The organism is Bradyrhizobium sp. SZCCT0148 (genome assembly GCF_018129985.1).
Taxonomy (GTDB): Bacteria; Pseudomonadota; Alphaproteobacteria; order Rhizobiales; family Xanthobacteraceae; genus Bradyrhizobium; species Bradyrhizobium japonicum_H.
The window spans coordinates 105,494-122,792 of sequence record NZ_JAFCKT010000008.1 but is presented as its reverse complement, the minus strand read 5'-3'; the positions used below and the strand labels follow the sequence as shown (position 1 = coordinate 122,792).

Below are 17,299 nucleotides of genomic sequence, written 5' to 3'. Positions count from 1 at the left end.
TCCTATCTGATGCCGAGCGATTTGTGCGTCTGCACGCTGAGCCGCCATTGCGGATGGCGCAGGCAGTAGTCGATCGCGCGCGCGGTGTTCTCGATGACCTCGGCCCCGTCCATCGGCTGCAGCGAGAAGCGCTCGAAGGCGAGGTCCTCGAACGTCTCGGGCGCGGCGAGGGCCTGCGGATAGACCAGCTTCAGTTCGTGGCCCTGGCGCAGCACCAGCTCGCTGCCGCCCTTGGGGCTGACGCAGACCCAGTCGAGCCCCTCGGGCGCTTCGATCGTGCCATTGGTCTCGACGCCGATCTCGAAGCCGTGGGCATGGAGCGCGTCGATCAGCGCTGCGTCGACCTGAAGCAGGGGCTCGCCGCCGGTGAGCACCACGTAGCGGTTGGCGGCGGTGGCACGCCATTGCGCGGCGATGGTGTCGGCGAGCTCCGCGGCCGATCCGTAGCGGCCGCCGAGGGTGCCGTCGGTCCCGACGAAATCGGTGTCGCAGAACTTGCAGGTGGCCTCAATGCGGTCCGCCTCGCGGCCGCTCCAGAGGTTGCAGCCGGCAAAACGGCAGAACACGGACGCGCGCCCGGCATGGGCGCCTTCGCCTTGCAGGGTCAGGAAGATTTCCTTGACCGCATAACTCACGCGTCTCTCCTCAATCTTCAGGGCTGCGGGGTCCGGATCTGCCGCAGCGCCTCGCCGGCGGCCATGGCCGCGGTCATGGCGACATTGAGCGACCGCAGCCCCGCCTTGATCGGGATCACCAGCCGCGCATCGGCGGCCTCGACCACCGCGTCGGTGACACCGGCGCTCTCGCGCCCGAATAGCAGGATGTCCGACGTCTGGTAACGGAAATCGCGGTAGTCGGTGGCAGCTTTCGTGGTGAACAGCAGCAGGCGGTAGCCATGTGCCGCGCGCCAATCCTCGAATTTCGACCAGGAGTCATGGCGGGTCAGGCTGACGTGGTCGAGGTAGTCCATTCCCGCCCGGCGGAACAGACGGTCGGAGACGGGGAAGCCCGCCGGTTCGATGATATGGGCGGCGATGCCCAGGCAGGCGCAAAGCCTGAGAATCGTGCCGGTGTTCTGGGCGATGTCGGGTTGGAAAAGCGCGATCTGCATGGGCTGTGCGAGGGCTGTAGCGGGGGCGATGCGTGCCGGAAATGTCTCAATAAAACACCGCCGGCCGCGGAATTCGTGCATGGCACGCTCCCGCGCCGATAGCGGGCTTGCGCTCGCCCGGCAAGGGTGCCAATAGAACGATTCTGGACTGCTGTTTCATCCGTTTAGAGGTGAATGAGCGAAGTTCTGCCGCCGCGGGGGGCCGCGGGCGCCGGCAGACTGTTCCGGGGACCTTGGGGGCTCCTGGAGCGGTTCCACCGGTGGCATAAGAAGAAAGGGTTGGAATCGTGACGACAGCGTCTTCGGCGGACCATCCGACACGCCGTGATTTCTTATTTGTTGCAACCGGGGCAGCTGCAGCAGTAGGGGGCGCAGCTGCGCTCTGGCCCTTCATCTCCCAAATGAATCCTGATGCGTCGACCATCGCCGCCGGTGCGCCGATCGAGGTCGATCTCAGCCCGGTCGCCGAGGGGCAGGACATCAAGGTGTTCTGGCGCGGCAAGCCGATCTACATCAGCCACCGCACCAAGAAGCAGATCGACGAGGCACGCGCCGTCAACGTGGCCAGCCTGCCCGATCCGCAGACCGACGAGGCGCGGGTCAAGTCCGGCCACGAGCAATGGCTGGTCGTGATCGGCATCTGCACCCATCTCGGCTGCATCCCGATCGCCCATGAAGGCAATTACGACGGGTTCTTCTGCCCCTGCCATGGTTCGCAGTACGATTCGTCCGGCCGCATCCGCCAGGGGCCCGCGCCCGCGAACCTGCCGGTGCCGCCGTACACGTTCGTTTCCGACACCAAAATCCAGATCGGCTGAGCCTCGGACCCGCGTCCGAAGCTTCGCGCCGTCTCGTCGTTTTATTTCCTCAGGATCGCATCATGAGCGGACCATCCGACTACCAGCCGAGCAATCCGGCCCTGCAATGGCTCGAACGGCGCCTGCCGATCCTCGGCCTCATGCACTCCTCGTTCGTCGTCTATCCGACCCCGCGCAACCTGAACTATTGGTGGACCTTCGGCGCCATCCTCTCCTTCATGCTGGGGATGCAGATCCTGACCGGCGTGATCCTGGCGATGCACTACACGCCGCATGCCGATCTCGCCTTCAAGTCGGTCGAACTGCTCGTCCGCGACGTCAATTACGGCTGGCTGCTGCGCAACATGCACGCCTGCGGCGCGTCCATGTTCTTCTTCGCGGTCTACATCCACATGCTGCGCGGCCTGTACTACGGTTCCTACAAGGAGCCGCGCGAAGTGTTGTGGATCCTCGGCGTTATCATCTACCTGCTGATGATGGCGACCGGCTTCATGGGCTACGTGTTGCCGTGGGGCCAGATGAGCTTCTGGGGCGCCACCGTCATCACCAATCTGTTCTCCGCCATTCCCTATGTCGGCGAGAGCATCGTGACGCTGCTGTGGGGCGGTTATTCGGTCGGCAACCCGACGCTGAACCGCTTCTTCTCGCTGCACTACCTGCTGCCGTTCCTGATCGCGGGTGTCGTCGTCCTCCACGTCTGGGCGCTCCACGTCGCCGGCCAGAACAATCCTGACGGTGTCGAGCCGAAGACGGAAAAGGACACGGTGCCGTTCACGCCGCATGCGACCATCAAGGACGGCTTCGGCGTCGCCTGCTTCCTGCTGCTCTACGCCTGGTTCATCTTCTACATGCCGAACTATCTCGGCGACGCCGACAACTACATTCCGGCGAACCCGGGCGTGACCCCGCCGCACATCGTGCCGGAATGGTATTACCTGCCGTTCTACGCGATCCTGCGCTCGATCCCGAACAAGCTTGCGGGCGTCATCGGGATGTTCTCGGCGATCATCATCCTGTGCTTCCTGCCCTGGCTCGATGCCGCCAAGACCCGGTCGTCGAAGTACCGCCCGCTGGCCAAGCAGTTCTTCTGGATCTTCGTCGCGGTCTGCATCCTGCTCGGCTATCTCGGTGCACAGCCGCCGGAAGGCATCTACGTGATCGCCGGCCGTATCCTCACGTTCTGCTACTTCGCCTACTTCCTGATCGTGCTGCCGCTGCTCTCACGCATCGAGACGCCAAGGCCGGTACCGAACTCGATCTCGGAGGCAATCCTGGCCAAGAGCGGCAAGGCCGTTGCCTCCGTTGCGGTCATGCTCGTCGCCGCCGGCGCACTGTTCCTCGGCAGCATGCAGGATGCCCGCGCCTCCGAAGGCAGCGACAAGCCGCCGGGCAACAAATGGTCGTTCGCGGGCCCGTTCGGCAAGTACGATCGCGGCGCGCTGCAGCGCGGCCTGAAGGTCTACAAGGAGGTCTGCGCCAGCTGCCACGGCCTGTCCTACGTCGCCTTCCGCAACCTCTCCGAAGCCGGCGGACCCGGCTATTCGGTGGCGCAGGCGGCGGCGTTCGCCTCCGAGTACAAGGTCAAGGACGGCCCGAACGACGCGGGTGACATGTTCGAGCGTCCCGGCCGTCCGGCGGACTATTTCCCCTCGCCGTTCCCGAACGAGCAGGCTGCTCGTGCCGCGAACGGTGGCGCGGCGCCGCCCGATCTGTCGCTGATCACCAAGGCGCGCTCCTATGGCCGCGGCTTCCCGATGTTCATCGTCGACTTCTTCACCCAGTTCCAGGAGCAGGGCCCGGACTACGTCTCGGCGTTGCTGCAGGGCTTCGAGGACAAGGTCCCGGAAGGCGTCACCATCCCGGAGGGCTCGTACTACAACAAGTACTTCCCGGGCCACGCCATCAAGATGCCGAAGCCGCTCAACGACGGCCAGGTGACCTATGACGACGGCTCGCCGACCACGGTCGCGCAGTACGCCAAGGACGTCACCACGTTCCTGATGTGGACGGCCGAGCCGCACATGGAAGCGCGCAAGCGCCTCGGCTTCCAGGTCTTCGTGTTCCTGATCCTGTTCGCGGGCCTGATGTACTTCACCAAGAAGAAGGTCTGGGCGAGCTCCCATTGAGCGGCGCTTGCCGAGACTAGAAATGGAAAAGCCCCCGCAAGGGGGCTTTTTTGTCGCCGTCATTCCGGGGCGATGCGCAGCACCGAGCGCGGAATCAATTCATCGACCGACTCTGCCGCCCGATGGATTCCGGGTTCGCGCTATCGCGCGCCCCGGAATGACGACAGTGTGGATTGCGCCGCGTGCCCGCACCCGCCAAAATGCCACCAACCGCTCCCCAGAAACTCATCGGAGGACACCATGGGAACCGCCATCACCTTCAAGCGTCCGGACGGCAAGGACGCCTCGGGCTATCTCGCCAATGCCGCGCGTGGCAATGCGCCGGGCGTGGTCGTGATCCAGGAATGGTGGGGCCTGTCGGACCAGATCAAGGGCTTGTGCGACCGCTTCGCGCTGGCTGGTTTCGACGCGCTGGCGCCCGATCTCTACAAGGGCAAGGTGGTGCCGTATCACGACACCGACAGCGCCAACAAGGAGATGAACTCGCTCGACTTCATGGACGCCACCACGCAGACCGTGCGCGGTGCCGCGCAATATCTGTCGCGCAACGGCGCCAAGGTCGGGCTGACCGGCTTCTGCCTCGGCGGTGCCGTCACCATCATCGGCTCGGTGCATGTGCCGGAGCTTGCGGCCGGCGTCGTGTTCTACGGCATCCCGCCCGAGCAGGCGGCCAAGCCCGCCGACGTCAAGATCCCGCTTCAGGCGCATTTCGCCAACAAGGACGATTGGTGCACGCCGGAGCTGGTCAACGGCTTCGAAAAGGCCATGAAGGCCGCTGGCAAGTCGCTGGAGCTGTTCCGCTATGATGCCGAGCACGCCTTCGTCAACGAGCAGCGGCAGGCCGTGCATGACCGCGAAGCCGCCGAACTCGCCTGGGGGCGGGCGACGGAGTTTTTCAGGAAGCATCTGGGTTGAGGCGGGAGCAATCGACCAAGGGCAGCGAGCGAATGTCGACATCGTCTCTCATGCGCCGCGTGCTCGGCTCGATCGTTCGACCGGTGATCGTCCTTGGCGTCTGGCTGCTGACGGCAACTCAGGCGCCGGCACAGCAAGCCTTCGTCACGCTGAACGGTAATCTCAAAACCGAGGCCTGGTGGGTCATCGCGGAATTCCAACCTTTCACGACGGAGGTTCGCGGCATCCCCGCGAACCAGATCCGCAAGAGCTGGTGCAAGGCGACTGAATTCCGCAAGGACCTGATCCCCAAAGAGCTGATCCTCGAAAACGGCGCCGACACGATGAAGGGCGCCGACATGTCCTTTGCCATCGAGGGACGCTTCGACGGCGGCGCGACGAAGCAGATCGCGGTGGTCGGCGTGTTTCAGGAGTGTGCGGGTCGCAAGGGCAGGTTCATGCTGCTCCTCGATCAGCCGGACGGCGAGAAGCCGAAGATCCGCTTTGTCGACGCCGTGCGCACGAACCGCCAGTTCGCAGCTCTCTCGAAGGACAAGGGCGGCAAGCTCGTCCTTTGGGGATGCATGGAATGCGACGGCTATTCCGTCCTCAAATGGGATCGGAAGAAGAACCGGTTCGGCTGGGAGCCGCAGGCCGAGGAGCCCTGACCCAGGCAGAAGCGGCAGCCGAACGCTGCGTGCCGCGGCCGGCCGCGGGGAGGTTTCTCGCCTTGACGCCGCCCCCGCGCCATGGTGAGTATCCGCTCATGAGCACCGCAGCCCGCCCAGCCCGTCTTTGGTGGCGCACCTCCTAACGAGGTGGCCGGTGCGATTTTCCTTTCCCAAATCGTCTGAGGTCGCCTGCACAGCGCGGCGGCCTTTTCGTTTGTCCTGTGTGGCGTTCCCTCGGCAAGTTTCGTAAGAGGACGACATGAACAGGACCGTCTTTGCCCTCCCGGCCAGAAGCGACTACGCGACCCGCGCGGGTCTGGCGATCACACGCGTGGCGGAGCAGTTTACTGGCGGCGCCAACCGGCTCGACGACCTCATCAATCTGCTCGACCGCCGCCGCGGCGTGGTGCTGTCCTCGGGCACGACCGTGCCCGGCCGCTACGAGAGCTTTGACCTCGGCTTCTCCGATCCGCCGCTCAAGCTCGAGACCACGGGCGTCAATTTCAAGCTCGAAGCGCTCAACGTGCGCGGAGAGGTGCTGATCGCTTTCCTCGGCGACGTGCTGCGCGAGCCCTGTGTCGTGATCTCCGAGAAGACGACGACGCGCCTGGCCGGCCACATCCTCCGTGGCGATGCGCCGGTCGAGGAGGATCAGCGCACGCGGCGCGCCAGCGTGATGTCGCTGGTGCGCGACATCATCGCAGCCTTCTCCGCCAATGACGACGGGCTGCTCGGCCTGTTCGGCGCCTTTGCCTACGACCTCGTGTTCCAGATCGAAGACCTCGTGCAGAAGCGGGCGCGAGAGAGCGATCAGCGCGACATCGTGCTCTATGTGCCCGATCGCCTGCTTGCCTATGACCGCGCTACCGGCCGCGGCGTGGTGCTGAGTTACGACTTCGCGTGGAAGGGTAAATCCACCGAGGGCCTGCCGCGCGAGACGGCCGAGAGTCCTTATCTGAAGACACCACGGCAGGGTTTTGCCGATCACGCGCCCGGCGAATATCAGGCCACGGTCGAGACCGCGCGCGCCGCGTTCGCCCGCGGCGATTTGTTCGAGGCGGTACCAGGACAGCTGTTTGCCGAGCCCTGCGAGCGTTCGCCGGCCGAAGTCTTCCAGCGCCTCTGCGTCATCAACCCGTCGCCCTACGGCGCGCTGATGAATCTGGGCGAGGGCGAGTTTCTCGTCTCCGCTTCGCCGGAAATGTTCGTGCGCTCGGACGGGCGCCGCGTCGAGACCTGCCCGATCTCGGGCACCATCGCGCGGGGCAGTGATGCGATCGGCGATGCCGAGCAGATCCGCCAGCTCTTGAACTCGGAGAAGGACGAGTTCGAGCTCAACATGTGCACCGACGTCGACCGCAACGACAAGGCGCGCGTCTGTGTCCCCGGCACGATCAAGGTGCTGGCGCGCCGGCAGATCGAGACCTACTCGAAGCTGTTCCACACCGTCGACCATGTCGAGGGCATGCTGCGTCCCGGCTTCGACGCGCTCGATGCCTTCCTCACCCATGCCTGGGCCGTCACCGTGACAGGCGCGCCAAAACTGTGGGCGATGCAGTTCGTCGAGGATCACGAACGCTCGCCGCGGCGCTGGTATGCCGGCGCGATCGGCGCGGTGAATTTCGACGGCAGCATCAACACTGGCCTGACCATCCGCACCATCCGCATGAAGGACGGTCTGGCCGAAGTTCGCGTCGGCGCCACCTGCCTGTTCGATTCCGATCCGGCCGCCGAAGACCGCGAGTGCCAGGTCAAGGCCGCCGCGCTGTTCCAGGCGCTGCGCGGCGATCCGCCGAAGCCGCTGTCGACCTTTGCGCCGGATGCGACCGGTTCGGGCAAGCAGGTGCTGCTGATCGATCACGACGACAGTTTCGTGCACATGCTCGCGGATTATTTCCGCCAGGTCGGCGCCGACGTCACTGTGGTCCGCCATATCCACGCACTCGACATGCTCAAGCGGAAGACGTGGGATTTGCTGGTGCTGTCGCCCGGTCCCGGCAGGCCTGAGGATTTCGGGATCAAGAAGACCATCGATGCGGCGCTGGCGAAGAAGCTGCCGGTGTTCGGCGTCTGCCTCGGCGTGCAGGCGATCGGCGAATATTTCGGCGGCGAGCTCGGCCAGCTCACCCATCCGGCCCATGGCCGGCCCTCGCGGGTGCAGGTGCGCGGCGGGCGCTTGATGCGCAACCTGCCGAACGAGATCGTCATCGGCCGCTATCACTCGCTCTATGTCGAGCGCGACAGCATGCCGGAGGTTCTGTCCGTCACCGCCAGCACCGAGGACGGCGTCGCCATGGCGCTGGAGCACAAGACGCTGCCTGTCGCCGGCGTGCAATTCCACCCGGAGTCGCTGATGTCGCTCGGCAACGAGGTGGGCTTGAAGATTGTCGAGAATGCGTTCCGGCTGGATGCGCGGGTTGATTGAGAGGCACCAATGACCTTTGACCACGATATTAAGGCGAGCGTCCGTACAATTCCCGACTATCCCAAACCGGGGATCATGTTCCGCGACATCACGACCCTGCTTGCGGATGCGCGCGCCTTCCGCCGCGCGGTCGACGAACTCGTCAATCCCTGGGCCGGCAACAAGATCGACAAGGTCGCCGGCATGGAGGCGAGGGGCTTCATCATCGGCGGCGCGGTGGCGCACCAGCTCTCGGCCGGTTTCGTGCCGATCCGCAAGAAAGGCAAGCTGCCGCACACCACCGTGCGCATCGCCTACTCGCTCGAATACGGCATCGACGAGATGGAGATGCATGTCGACGCGATCGCGCCGGGCGAGCGCGTGATCCTGGTCGACGATCTCGTCGCTACCGGCGGCACCGCGGAAGGCGCGGTCAAGCTGCTGCGCCAGATCGGGGCCAACGTGGTCGCCGCCTGTTTCATCATCGACCTGCCCGAGCTCGGTGGCGCCGCCAAGCTGCGCGCCATGGACGTGCCGGTGCGCACACTGATGACATTCGAGGGGCACTGAGAGGTCGCAGTTCTCCTCAGATCGCTTCGGCCTTCAGTTCATCGCGCCAATGCAGCAGGCGCTCCTTCAGGAGCGCGTTCCTGACATAGGCGGTTTCTTCATCCTCAAGACGCTCGCATTCGCCAAAGGTCAGGCCGGCCTCGCCATGCGCATTCCAGGCAGCCTGGAGGCTGCGGCAGGTGTGGTTGCCCTGGCGTAGCGAGAACCAGATGCGGTTCTGGATCGTCTCCAGGTTCGGGGCCTGTCCGACCCAGGCTTCGCCAGTGGCCGCACAGCGGACGACATAGATGCCCGCGATGGTCTTTCGCTCCTTGTAGGCGGCGATCGCTGCTTTCCGGTCGATGCTCACGGGTGTCGGGCCTTGTTGAGGACGCTGTTGCAGCCTCAGTAGAGGCATAAGCGCCGGGCGTCAATATTACCCGGATAAAATATTTTGAAGATGGCGCTTCTTCATCTCTCGTCATTCCGGGGCGCGCGTTAGCGCAAACCCGGAATCCATTGCGCGGCAGCCCCTTCGGCCGATGGAGTCCGGGCTCGCGAGTTCGTCAGGCCCGGAATGACGAGACGGTCAGGATCGCTGCAGGATCAGGCTGAGCTCGAGCTCGCGGAAGGCGAAGTAATTCCGCCGGGTCCACTGGTGCAGTTCGGTCGAGGCGTCTTTCTCCTGGCGCAGATAGCCGGTGAAGGAGAAGGTCAGCCGGTCGACATAGGTCTTGAGGAAGCCGGGCAACGCGGGCAGACGGAACAGGCGGCCGCCGGCCATCGCAGCCGGCAGCTCGCCGCGAATGACGTATTCGTTGTCGACCGTGATCAGATTCATCCGCGGGATCCGCTCGCGCAGCATCTCGTAAGCGCGGGCCGAGGCGCGGTCGGTGTCGGCAACGAACAGGATCTGTGGAGCGACATGGCGGCGGGCAGCCTCCTTCAGCAGGCCGATCTCATCGACCATCTTGAAGAACTCGTCGAAGGCGTGGAAGCCGAGATCGATCACCTTGGCGACGCCGTCATCGACGATGACGCGGTCCATCAACTGCATCTTGCCGTAGGTGTCGATCACGTCGGCGGTCTCCGTGATCTTCGGCAGGTAGTCGAGCAGAGACGGTTCCTTCAGATTGACGTCGAAGGCCGCGACGTTGCCGTTCTTGAGCAGAAGAAATTCGGCAAGCAGCCGCGCCAGCAGGGTCTTGCCGACCTGCGGGCGGGGCGAGCAGATGATGTAGACGGGCGTTGCGGGCATTGCGGCTATTATCTGAGCGAACTCACCGCCCCAATCCAGCCGTATCAGCCCGGACCGCGCAACTATTTTTCGCTGTTGCGGGTCGTGGCTTTCGACCCGACGATATCGGTCAGGCGGATCCGGTCGAACTCGCTCCAGACGTTCGCCAGCCAGTGCCGGACATAGCCGCGCAGCACGAACGAATAATTCGCGGCCTCGTCGTTGATGCCCTTGTTGGCCACGAACTTCAGGAACGGGACGGAGGACACTTCGACCTGTTCATAGGCCATTTCGTTGAGCTTTGGGATGGTCAGCTCGGTCGCGTCCTTGATGCGGTTGAAATACGATTGGTAGGTCGCCTGGTCCCACTGGAAGAACTGGGTGTCGTTGATGAAGTTCTTCACCAGGAAATATTTCGCGCCGCCCATGAAGCCTGCGGTCTCGGCAATCTCGTCCAGTGAGGCGATCGAGGGGCCGAGGATGTGGAACACCGCGAAGGTGATCTGGCCGGCCTTGGCGGCGTCCAGGAAGCCGATGTCCCGGAGCGAGGCCAGCGCCGGCGAAAGCAGGCCGGCGCGGACGTCGATCACGGTGACCGACGGGCTTGTTGCGTTGAGCGTGTCGAAGATCTTCATCTGATCGGCCGTCGTCGTCATATCGACGATCTCGGTGATGTCGGGGTGGAAGCGCTTCAGCGTTCCGCGCGGCGACTCCGTGTCGAACGCGCGCGTCGGCACGTTGTTGGCGGAAAAATAATCAAGCAGGGTGCGCGATACCGTGGTCTTGCCGACCCCGCCCTTGTCCGCGCCCACCACAACCACTGCCGGCTTTGCCATTGCTGTCCCCTAACGCGCCCTCCGATCGCAAGGTCGCAATCGGCCGGGCCCCAAATCGATGTCCCGAGTCTGCTGTTGGGCGCGAACATGGCAGAAACAAGGGAGAATTCAATTCCTCGGCATGCCGATAAGGCAATTCCCGAAGTTTTTCCCAGCCCTCGCAAAGCCCGGCGCGCGCGGCGGTAAATCACGCACTCAATGGCGGCCCCAGGGACCCATCGGATCGATTGGGCTTCCCGCTGCGGTTCCGGCGGGGCCGGGTGCGAGCACGGGTGGCGGAGCCGAGCCACCGGCGTCGTTCCACGGTCCCTTCGCCACCGGCGGCGGCGCGTCGGGCTGGCCGGTCTGCGGCTCCGGCTCGTCGGTCTCGTCTCCGGGCGGTGGCAGCGGGCCGGGATCGCGGCCGCCGGCAAACTTGACCAGCGCGTCGACCCGGGATTGCACCGACGGGTGGGTCGCGAACAGATCGGCAAAGCCTTCGCGAGGGTTGTCGACGCAGAGCTCCATCACGGCCGAGGTCGCGCCGGGCAGCTCGCCGCGATTCTCGATCTTGCGCAGTGCGGAGATCATCGCATCGGGATCTTTCGTCAGTTCGACGGAGCCTGCGTCGGCGAGATATTCGCGCGACCGCGACAAAGCGAGCTTGACCACCTGGGACAGCAGCCAGGCCACCACGATCAGCACGATTGCGATGATGATCACGATCACGGCGCCGCCGCCGCCGGAATTTTTGCTGTCGCTCGAGGACGAGGACGAGCGGGATGAGGAGGAAGATCCCGAGGACCACGAGCCCAGGCTGGAGCCCCAGTTGGAGTTCGCGAACAGACGGAAGAACAGTTCGCCGAAGAAGCCGACCACGCCGGCGATGATGACGGCGACCACCATCAGCTGCACGTCGCCGTTCTTGATGTGGGTCAGCTCGTGGCCCAGCACCGCCTCGATCTCCTTATCGTTCAGCGCGCTGAGGAGACCCGTGGTTACGGTGATGGAATATTGCCTGGGATTGAGGCCGGTCGCGAACGCGTTCAGCGCCGGGCTCTCCATGATCTTCAGCTTCGGCATGGTGATGCCGCGCGAGATGCAGAGGTTTTCCAGCAGATTGTAAAGCCGCGGCTCCTCCTGCCTTGTGACGTCGTGGCCGCCGGTCACCGCGTCGATCATCGACTGGTGGAAGAAATAGGCGATCACGACCCAGACCGCCGCCACGATCGTCGCAACCGGTGCGGCCACGATCAGATCGTGGAGGGCGCGCCTCAGATAATAGACGACGGTCTCATTGCCGTTGATGACGACTTCTGCGACCAACGCGCCGGCATAGACCAGCACATAGACCAGCGCGAACAGGCCGGCGAGCAGCAGCATCGAACGAAACTTGTTCGAGGCGATGTGCGTGTAGAGACCATACGCGGCCATGACGCGGTGTGCCCTGCCGGCCTATCGGCTCAACTTCAGAACTTCACCTGCGGCGCGGCCTCGACCTCGGTACGGCTGGCGCCGAGATCGAAGAAGTCCTTCTTGGTGAAGCCGAACATGCCGGCGAACAGCGCCGCAGGCAGTTGCTGAATGCCGGTGTTGTATTCCTGAACCGCATTGTTGAAGAAGCGGCGGCTCGCCGCGATCTTGTTCTCGAGGTCGGAGAGCTCGGATGCGAGCTGCTGGAAATTGGCATTGGCCTTGAGGTCGGGATAGGCCTCCGACAGTGCGATCAGCCGGCCGAGCGCGCCCGACAGCTGGTTTTCGGCCGCGGATACCTGCGCCGGCCCCTGAGCCGACATCGCCGAATTGCGCGCCTTGATGACGTCGTCGAGCGTGCCGCGCTCGTGCGAGGCATACCCCTTTACGGTCTCGACCAGGTTCGGAATGAGGTCGTGGCGCTGCTTGAGTTGCACGTCGATATCGGCAAAGGCCTGGCCGACGCGCTGGCTGAGCGCCACCAAGCGGTTGTAGGCGCTGAACGCCAGGAATGCGAGGACGACGATGACGCCGAGAACGATCCAGCCGGTCGACATGGAGAACTCCTGAAGGGGGGAAGAAGGCGGGCGCTAGCCTAAACCAAATTGACGCGGGATGAGAGCCCGGCGCAGAAGGAAGGTAAGACTTGGTCGAATGAGGAGCCGCACGAGTTCAAGGCAAAACGGGCTGCGAGGTTAACTTTCGGCAATCACGGCATCGCCCCACCGCCAGCGGCGCGCACCGGCGTATGCCGCTTTGTCGCGCCGCGGCACCTTGGCGAGTTCGACGCCATGCTTGGTGCAGAGCTTCGCGGTGATCTCGGCCTTGCCGACATCCGGCGGCGCCAGCATGCGCGAGGCGCGCGTGGCGGGTGGGGTGCGGGTCAGGGCGACGTAGATGAAGCGTTCGTCCTCGAACGGCACGTCGGCGCCCTTGATCTGCCGATGGGCCTGCGAGCGCGGCAGGCGCTGGCTAAAATGGCACCAGTCGGGCGCGACGAGCGGGCAGGGCTTTTCGTGCGGGCAGGGCGCGGCGACGAAGGCACCCGCAGCGATGAGCTGCTGGCGCAGGGCGAGGATACGCGCATAGCCGGCCGGCGTGCCGGGCTCAATCACGATCAGGGCATGGCGCGCCTTGGCCCACATGGCTTCCGTGAGCTTGCGTTGCGCGGCGTCACTGAGTTCCCCGATGACGTAGCTCGCAACGACCAGATCGGCTTGCGGGACCTCTGTGAGGTTGCCGCCGGCGTCGCCCGGCAGGTAGCGGCAGTCCGCCAATCGCGAGCTGCCGCGGGCCAGTTCGAGTGCGAGGCGGCTGAGGGTCGCGTTGGCATCGAGCAGCGTAAAGTCTTGCAGCGAGGGGAAGGCCTCCGCCGCGGCCCAGCTTGCGGTGCCCGGCCCTGCACCGACATCGAGCAGCGTTTCCGGGGCCAGGTTCGGCGTCATCCCGGTCAGCGCATTCAGGCTGGCCGCCACGGCAGCATAGGTCGCTGGCATGCGCGCCAGCGCATAGGCGAGGGCATCGGCGTCCGACTTGATCGTGCCGGAGCCGCCGCCTGAGCGATAGCTTGTCGAGATCCTCTTGGATCGATGTGCGGCCTCGGTGCGCGAGAAGCCCTGGAGCTTGCCGTCGAGGGCGGCCTTGAGTTCAGCGGGGAGGGTGGGCGAGATCATGGTCGCCCACCGTCATTCCTGGGCCAGCCGTATCACGCCACGTTCTGGTCGAGAATGTCCACCGCCTCGGACAGGCTGACCGACACCAGCTGCGAGACGCCGCGCTCGGCCATGGTGACGCCGAACAGTCGGTTCATCCGCGCCATCGTGATCGGATTGTGCGTGATGATGATGAAGCGCGTGTCGGTCGAGCTGGTCATCTCGTGCAGCAGATTGCAGTACCGTTCGACGTTGTGGTCGTCGAGCGGCGCGTCGACTTCGTCCAGCACGCAGATCGGCGAAGGGTTGGTGAGGAACACCGCGAAGATCAGCGCCATCGCGGTCAGCGCCTGCTCGCCGCCCGAGAGCAGGGACAGCGTCTGCGGCTTCTTGCCCGGCGGTTTTGCGATGATTTCGAGGCCGGCTTCGAGCGGGTCATCGCTCTCGATCAGGTGCAGCGCGGCTTCGCCGCCGCCGAACAGCTCGACGAACAGGCGCTTGAAGTGGTTGTTGACGACCTCGAACGAGGTCAAAAGCCGCTCGCGAGCTTCCTTGTTGAGGCTCTGAATGCCCTGGCGCAGCCGCTTGATGGCTTCGACCAGGTCGTCGCGCTCGGTGACCAGACCGTTATGCTGGGTCTCGACCTCGCGCAGCTCTTCCTCAGCGCGCAGATTGACGGCGCCGAGGCGCTCGCGGTCGCGGCGCATCTTTTCGAGGTCTTCCTCGATGTCGTGCAGCGGCGGCAGCTCCGCGCCGGGCTCGATCTCGGCCAGACCTGCAACGGCCTGGGGCTCGACTTCCAGCATGTCGCGGATCTCGCGCTCGATGTCCTCGAGCCGGCGCCGCGCGCTTTCCATGCGTTCCTCGGCGCGGGCGGTGGCCTCGCGCGAGCTGGAGAGCGCCTCCAGCGTCAGCTTGGCGACGCGGTCGGTCTCGGCCATCGCGCTCTCCGCGGTGGCAAGCGCGTCGGCGGCCATGCGGCGGTCGTTCTCGGCGTATTCGATCTCGGTGATCAGCGCGCTGCGCTTCTCGGCGAACACTTGCGGCGCGTTTTCGAGCTCGCTGCGCTCGATCGTGAGCTCGGCGATGCGGGCCTGAATGGTGTCGATGTGCGAGGCCGCGCTCTCCTTGCGGTTCTGCCACTCGGTGCGTTCGGCCAGGATCGCCTGGACGCGGCGGTCGGCAAGCTCGGCCTCGCGCGCCAGCGCCTGCGCTTCGGCGCGGACCTGCGCCGCCATGCGGCGATGGCCTTCGATGTCGCTGCGGACCGCGGCGAGACGGGTTTCGGTGTCCTCGCTCGACGGCAGTTCGGAGATGCCGGCTTCGGCATATTCGTAGGCGGCTTCGGCCTCGGCGCGGTCGGCGGCGAGACGGCTGTGCGCTTCCGACAGCGTCGCCTTGCGCGCGGCGTGACGGCTGATCTCGCGCTCGGCGGTGGCATGACGCTCGCGCGCGACATTGAGCTCGCGCTGCGCGGCGCGCCAGGCTTCGCGGCTGGCGCCTTCGGTGCTGGCTGCCATCTGCAGCTCGGACTCGGCGTTCTCCAGCGCCTGACGCTTGACCTGCGCGTCGATGCGGGCCTGCTCCAGCTCGTTCTCGATGTCGACGAGACGGGCGCGCTCGGCGAGGCGCCGCGCGGCACCGGTCGGGGCATGGGCTGCGGCGACGAAGCCGTCCCAGCGCCAGACGTCGCCTTCAGGCGAGACCAGCCGCTGGCCGGTCTTGAGTTGCGACACCAGTTCGGCGCCACGCTCGCGCGGCACCACGCCGATCTGGGCCAGACGGCGCGTCAGCTCGGCCGGCGCCTGCACGTGATTGGCGAGCGGCACGGCGCCTTCCGGCAGCTCCGGATCGCCGTCGGTGTGTCCGACATTGGTCCAGCGCATCGGCGCCGACGGGTCGATGGGCGCATCGAGATCGTCGCCAAGTGCGGCGCCGATCGCCTTTTCAAAGCCCTTGTCGACGGTGATGCCGTCGATGATCGGCGGCCACAGATTTTTGGTCTCGCCGTTGAGGATCTTGGAGATCGTGCGCGCTTCGGTTTCGAGCCGCTGCGCGCGCTTGTCGGCCTCGACCAGCGGCGAGCGCGAGGATTCCAGCGTCTGGCGCGCCGCGACGTGCGCGGCCTCGCTCGCCTGCGCTGCAGCTTCGGAAGCCGCCAGCGTCTCTTCCGCGGTCTCGACCAGGGCAGTCAGCTCGTCCAGATCGCCGAAGCCGCCGGTCTCGGCGGCAAGCTTCTGCTCTTCGGCGGCGACGTTCGCGATCTCCTGGTCGAGCCGGGCCAGCTTGTCGCGGTGGGTGCGGACGTTGGCCTCGAGCTGGTTGCGCTTGGCGGTGAGGTCGGCGAGCGCGGTGGTGAGTTCGGCGAATTGCTGCTCGGTTTCGGTCAGCACAGCCTCGGCTTCGGCGACACGCTCGTCGACGCCGGAGCGCTTCTCGACGCGCGACTTGATCTCTTCCTTCAGCTCGGCATCTTCGGTGTCGAGACGCTGCAGCGCGACGTCGGCGTCCATGGTTTGCTGCTGGGCGCGGGAGATGTCGCCTTCGAACTGGGCGAGGCGACGCTCGAGCTCGGCGACGCGCTCCTTGGCGCGCTCCTCCTCGCGGTCGAGCAGCTCGCGGGCATTGGTGAGACGCTGCAGCCCGGCCGCGGCGCGCGCCTCGGCATCGCGCAGCGCCGGCATTTCGGCGGCGCGAATGGCCTGGATGCGGGCGGCTTCGGCCTGGTGCTGGGTGCGCTCGGCCATCTCGCGCACCGCGAGATCGTGGGTCTGGCCGGATTCGTTGACGTCGGCATGGGCGCCGATCCAGCGCAGATGAAACAGCGTGGCTTCGGCCTTGCGGACCTTGGCCGCGACCTCGCGGTAGCGCACGGCCTGGCGAGCCTGCTTCTTCAGGCCTTCCATTTGTCCTGCGAGCTGGCCGATCACGTCCTCGACGCGGGTGAGGTTGGTTTCAGCCGCCTTCAGCCGCAGCTCGGCCTCGTGGCGACGGGCGTGCAGGCCGGCGACGCCGGCGGCGTCTTCCAGTACGCGTCGGCGCTGCTCGGGCTTGGCCTGGATGATCTCGCCGATCTTGCCCTGGTGGACGAGGGCGGGCGAACGCGCGCCGGTGGCGGCGTCGGCGAACAGGATCTGCACGTCGCGAGCGCGCACGTCGCGGCCGTTGATGCGATAAACAGAGCCGGCCTCGCGCTCGATGCGGCGCGAGATTTCGAGCAGCTGGCTGTCGTTCATCGCCGCAGGCGCGGTGCGATCGGCATTGTCGATCGTCATCGTCACTTCGGCGTGGTTGCGCGCGGGACGGTTGCCGGAGCCGGCGAAGATCACCGCATCCATGTCGGCGGCGCGCAGAGACTTGTACGAGGTCTCGCCCATCGCCCAGCGCAGTGCCTCGACGAGATTCGACTTGCCGCAGCCGTTGGGTCCGACCACGCCGGTGAGGCCGGGCTCGATGACGAAGTCCGTGGGCTCAACGAAGGACTTGAAGCCGTGAAGGCGCAGGCGGGTGATTTTCATAAGCACGCATCTCTGTTGGCAGGCGCGAATC

15 protein-coding genes are annotated in these 17,299 nt (G+C 65.4%); 6 read left to right on the top strand and 9 right to left on the bottom strand.

Annotated features, from left to right (window positions below; all coding sequences use genetic code 11):
- Positions 1 to 2: 2 nt before the first annotated feature.
- Positions 3 to 635, bottom strand: coding sequence for a 7-carboxy-7-deazaguanine synthase (gene queE, locus JQ580_RS23050; protein WP_212282491.1), 633 nt, complete (start codon positions 633 to 635; stop codon positions 3 to 5).
- Positions 636 to 652: 17 nt separating this feature from the next.
- The gene (locus tag JQ580_RS23045) at positions 653 to 1,111 is read right to left on the bottom strand and encodes a tRNA (cytidine(34)-2'-O)-methyltransferase (protein WP_212282621.1); all 459 of its coding nucleotides are present in this window, start codon (positions 1,109 to 1,111) and stop codon (positions 653 to 655) included.
- Positions 1,112 to 1,398: 287 nt separating this feature from the next.
- Here JQ580_RS23045 and petA point away from each other — a divergent pair, with 287 nt between their 5' ends.
- The 6 genes from petA (at position 1,399) to JQ580_RS23015 (ending at position 8,594) form a co-directional block, all read left to right on the top strand.
- Positions 1,399 to 1,929, top strand: coding sequence for a ubiquinol-cytochrome c reductase iron-sulfur subunit (petA, locus tag JQ580_RS23040; RefSeq protein ID WP_212282490.1), 531 nt, complete (start codon positions 1,399 to 1,401; stop codon positions 1,927 to 1,929).
- 62 nt (positions 1,930 to 1,991) lie between these two features.
- The gene (gene fbcH / locus JQ580_RS23035; protein WP_212282489.1) at positions 1,992 to 4,055 is read left to right on the top strand and encodes a cytochrome b/c1; all 2,064 of its coding nucleotides are present in this window, start codon (positions 1,992 to 1,994) and stop codon (positions 4,053 to 4,055) included.
- 240 nt (positions 4,056 to 4,295) lie between these two features.
- Positions 4,296 to 4,970 (top strand): dienelactone hydrolase family protein, encoded by a 675-nt coding sequence (locus JQ580_RS23030; RefSeq protein ID WP_106951171.1) that lies wholly within the window; start codon positions 4,296 to 4,298, stop codon positions 4,968 to 4,970.
- Positions 4,971 to 5,002: 32 nt separating this feature from the next.
- Positions 5,003 to 5,617, top strand: a complete 615-nt coding sequence (locus JQ580_RS23025; RefSeq protein ID WP_249134361.1) for a hypothetical protein — start codon at positions 5,003 to 5,005, stop codon at positions 5,615 to 5,617.
- Positions 5,618 to 5,879: 262 nt separating this feature from the next.
- Entirely contained in the window at positions 5,880 to 8,045 is a 2,166-nt protein-coding gene (locus JQ580_RS23020; RefSeq protein WP_212282488.1) for an anthranilate synthase component I, read from the top strand.
- 9 nt (positions 8,046 to 8,054) lie between these two features.
- The gene (locus tag JQ580_RS23015) at positions 8,055 to 8,594 is read left to right on the top strand and encodes an adenine phosphoribosyltransferase (protein ID WP_212282487.1); all 540 of its coding nucleotides are present in this window, start codon (positions 8,055 to 8,057) and stop codon (positions 8,592 to 8,594) included.
- Positions 8,595 to 8,610: 16 nt separating this feature from the next.
- Here JQ580_RS23015 and JQ580_RS23010 read toward each other — a convergent pair whose 3' ends face one another.
- The 7 genes from JQ580_RS23010 to smc all read right to left on the bottom strand — a co-directional run bounded on the left by JQ580_RS23010 (position 8,611) and on the right by smc (position 17,268).
- A complete protein-coding gene (locus tag JQ580_RS23010) occupies positions 8,611 to 8,943 on the bottom strand; it encodes a GIY-YIG nuclease family protein (protein ID WP_212282486.1) in 333 nt (110 codons plus the stop codon).
- 219 nt (positions 8,944 to 9,162) lie between these two features.
- Positions 9,163 to 9,831, bottom strand: a complete 669-nt coding sequence (locus tag JQ580_RS23005; protein WP_212282485.1) for a P-loop NTPase family protein — start codon at positions 9,829 to 9,831, stop codon at positions 9,163 to 9,165.
- Positions 9,832 to 9,893: 62 nt separating this feature from the next.
- Positions 9,894 to 10,646 (bottom strand): P-loop NTPase family protein, encoded by a 753-nt coding sequence (locus JQ580_RS23000; protein ID WP_106951166.1) that lies wholly within the window; start codon positions 10,644 to 10,646, stop codon positions 9,894 to 9,896.
- Positions 10,647 to 10,841: 195 nt separating this feature from the next.
- On the bottom strand, positions 10,842 to 12,059 hold the full coding sequence (locus JQ580_RS22995) for a M48 family metallopeptidase (protein WP_212282484.1): 1,218 nt from the start codon (positions 12,057 to 12,059) through the stop codon (positions 10,842 to 10,844).
- Positions 12,060 to 12,094: 35 nt separating this feature from the next.
- On the bottom strand, positions 12,095 to 12,655 hold the full coding sequence (locus tag JQ580_RS22990; RefSeq protein WP_212282483.1) for a LemA family protein: 561 nt from the start codon (positions 12,653 to 12,655) through the stop codon (positions 12,095 to 12,097).
- A gap of 138 nt (positions 12,656 to 12,793) precedes the next feature.
- Positions 12,794 to 13,771: a small ribosomal subunit Rsm22 family protein gene (locus tag JQ580_RS22985; RefSeq protein ID WP_212282482.1), complete on the bottom strand. Its 978-nt coding sequence runs from the start codon at positions 13,769 to 13,771 to the stop codon at positions 12,794 to 12,796.
- A gap of 32 nt (positions 13,772 to 13,803) precedes the next feature.
- Complete coding sequence (gene smc, locus JQ580_RS22980) at positions 13,804 to 17,268, bottom strand: chromosome segregation protein SMC (protein WP_212282481.1); 3,465 nt, start codon at positions 17,266 to 17,268, stop codon at positions 13,804 to 13,806.
- Between the last annotated feature and the right edge of the window lie 31 nt (positions 17,269 to 17,299).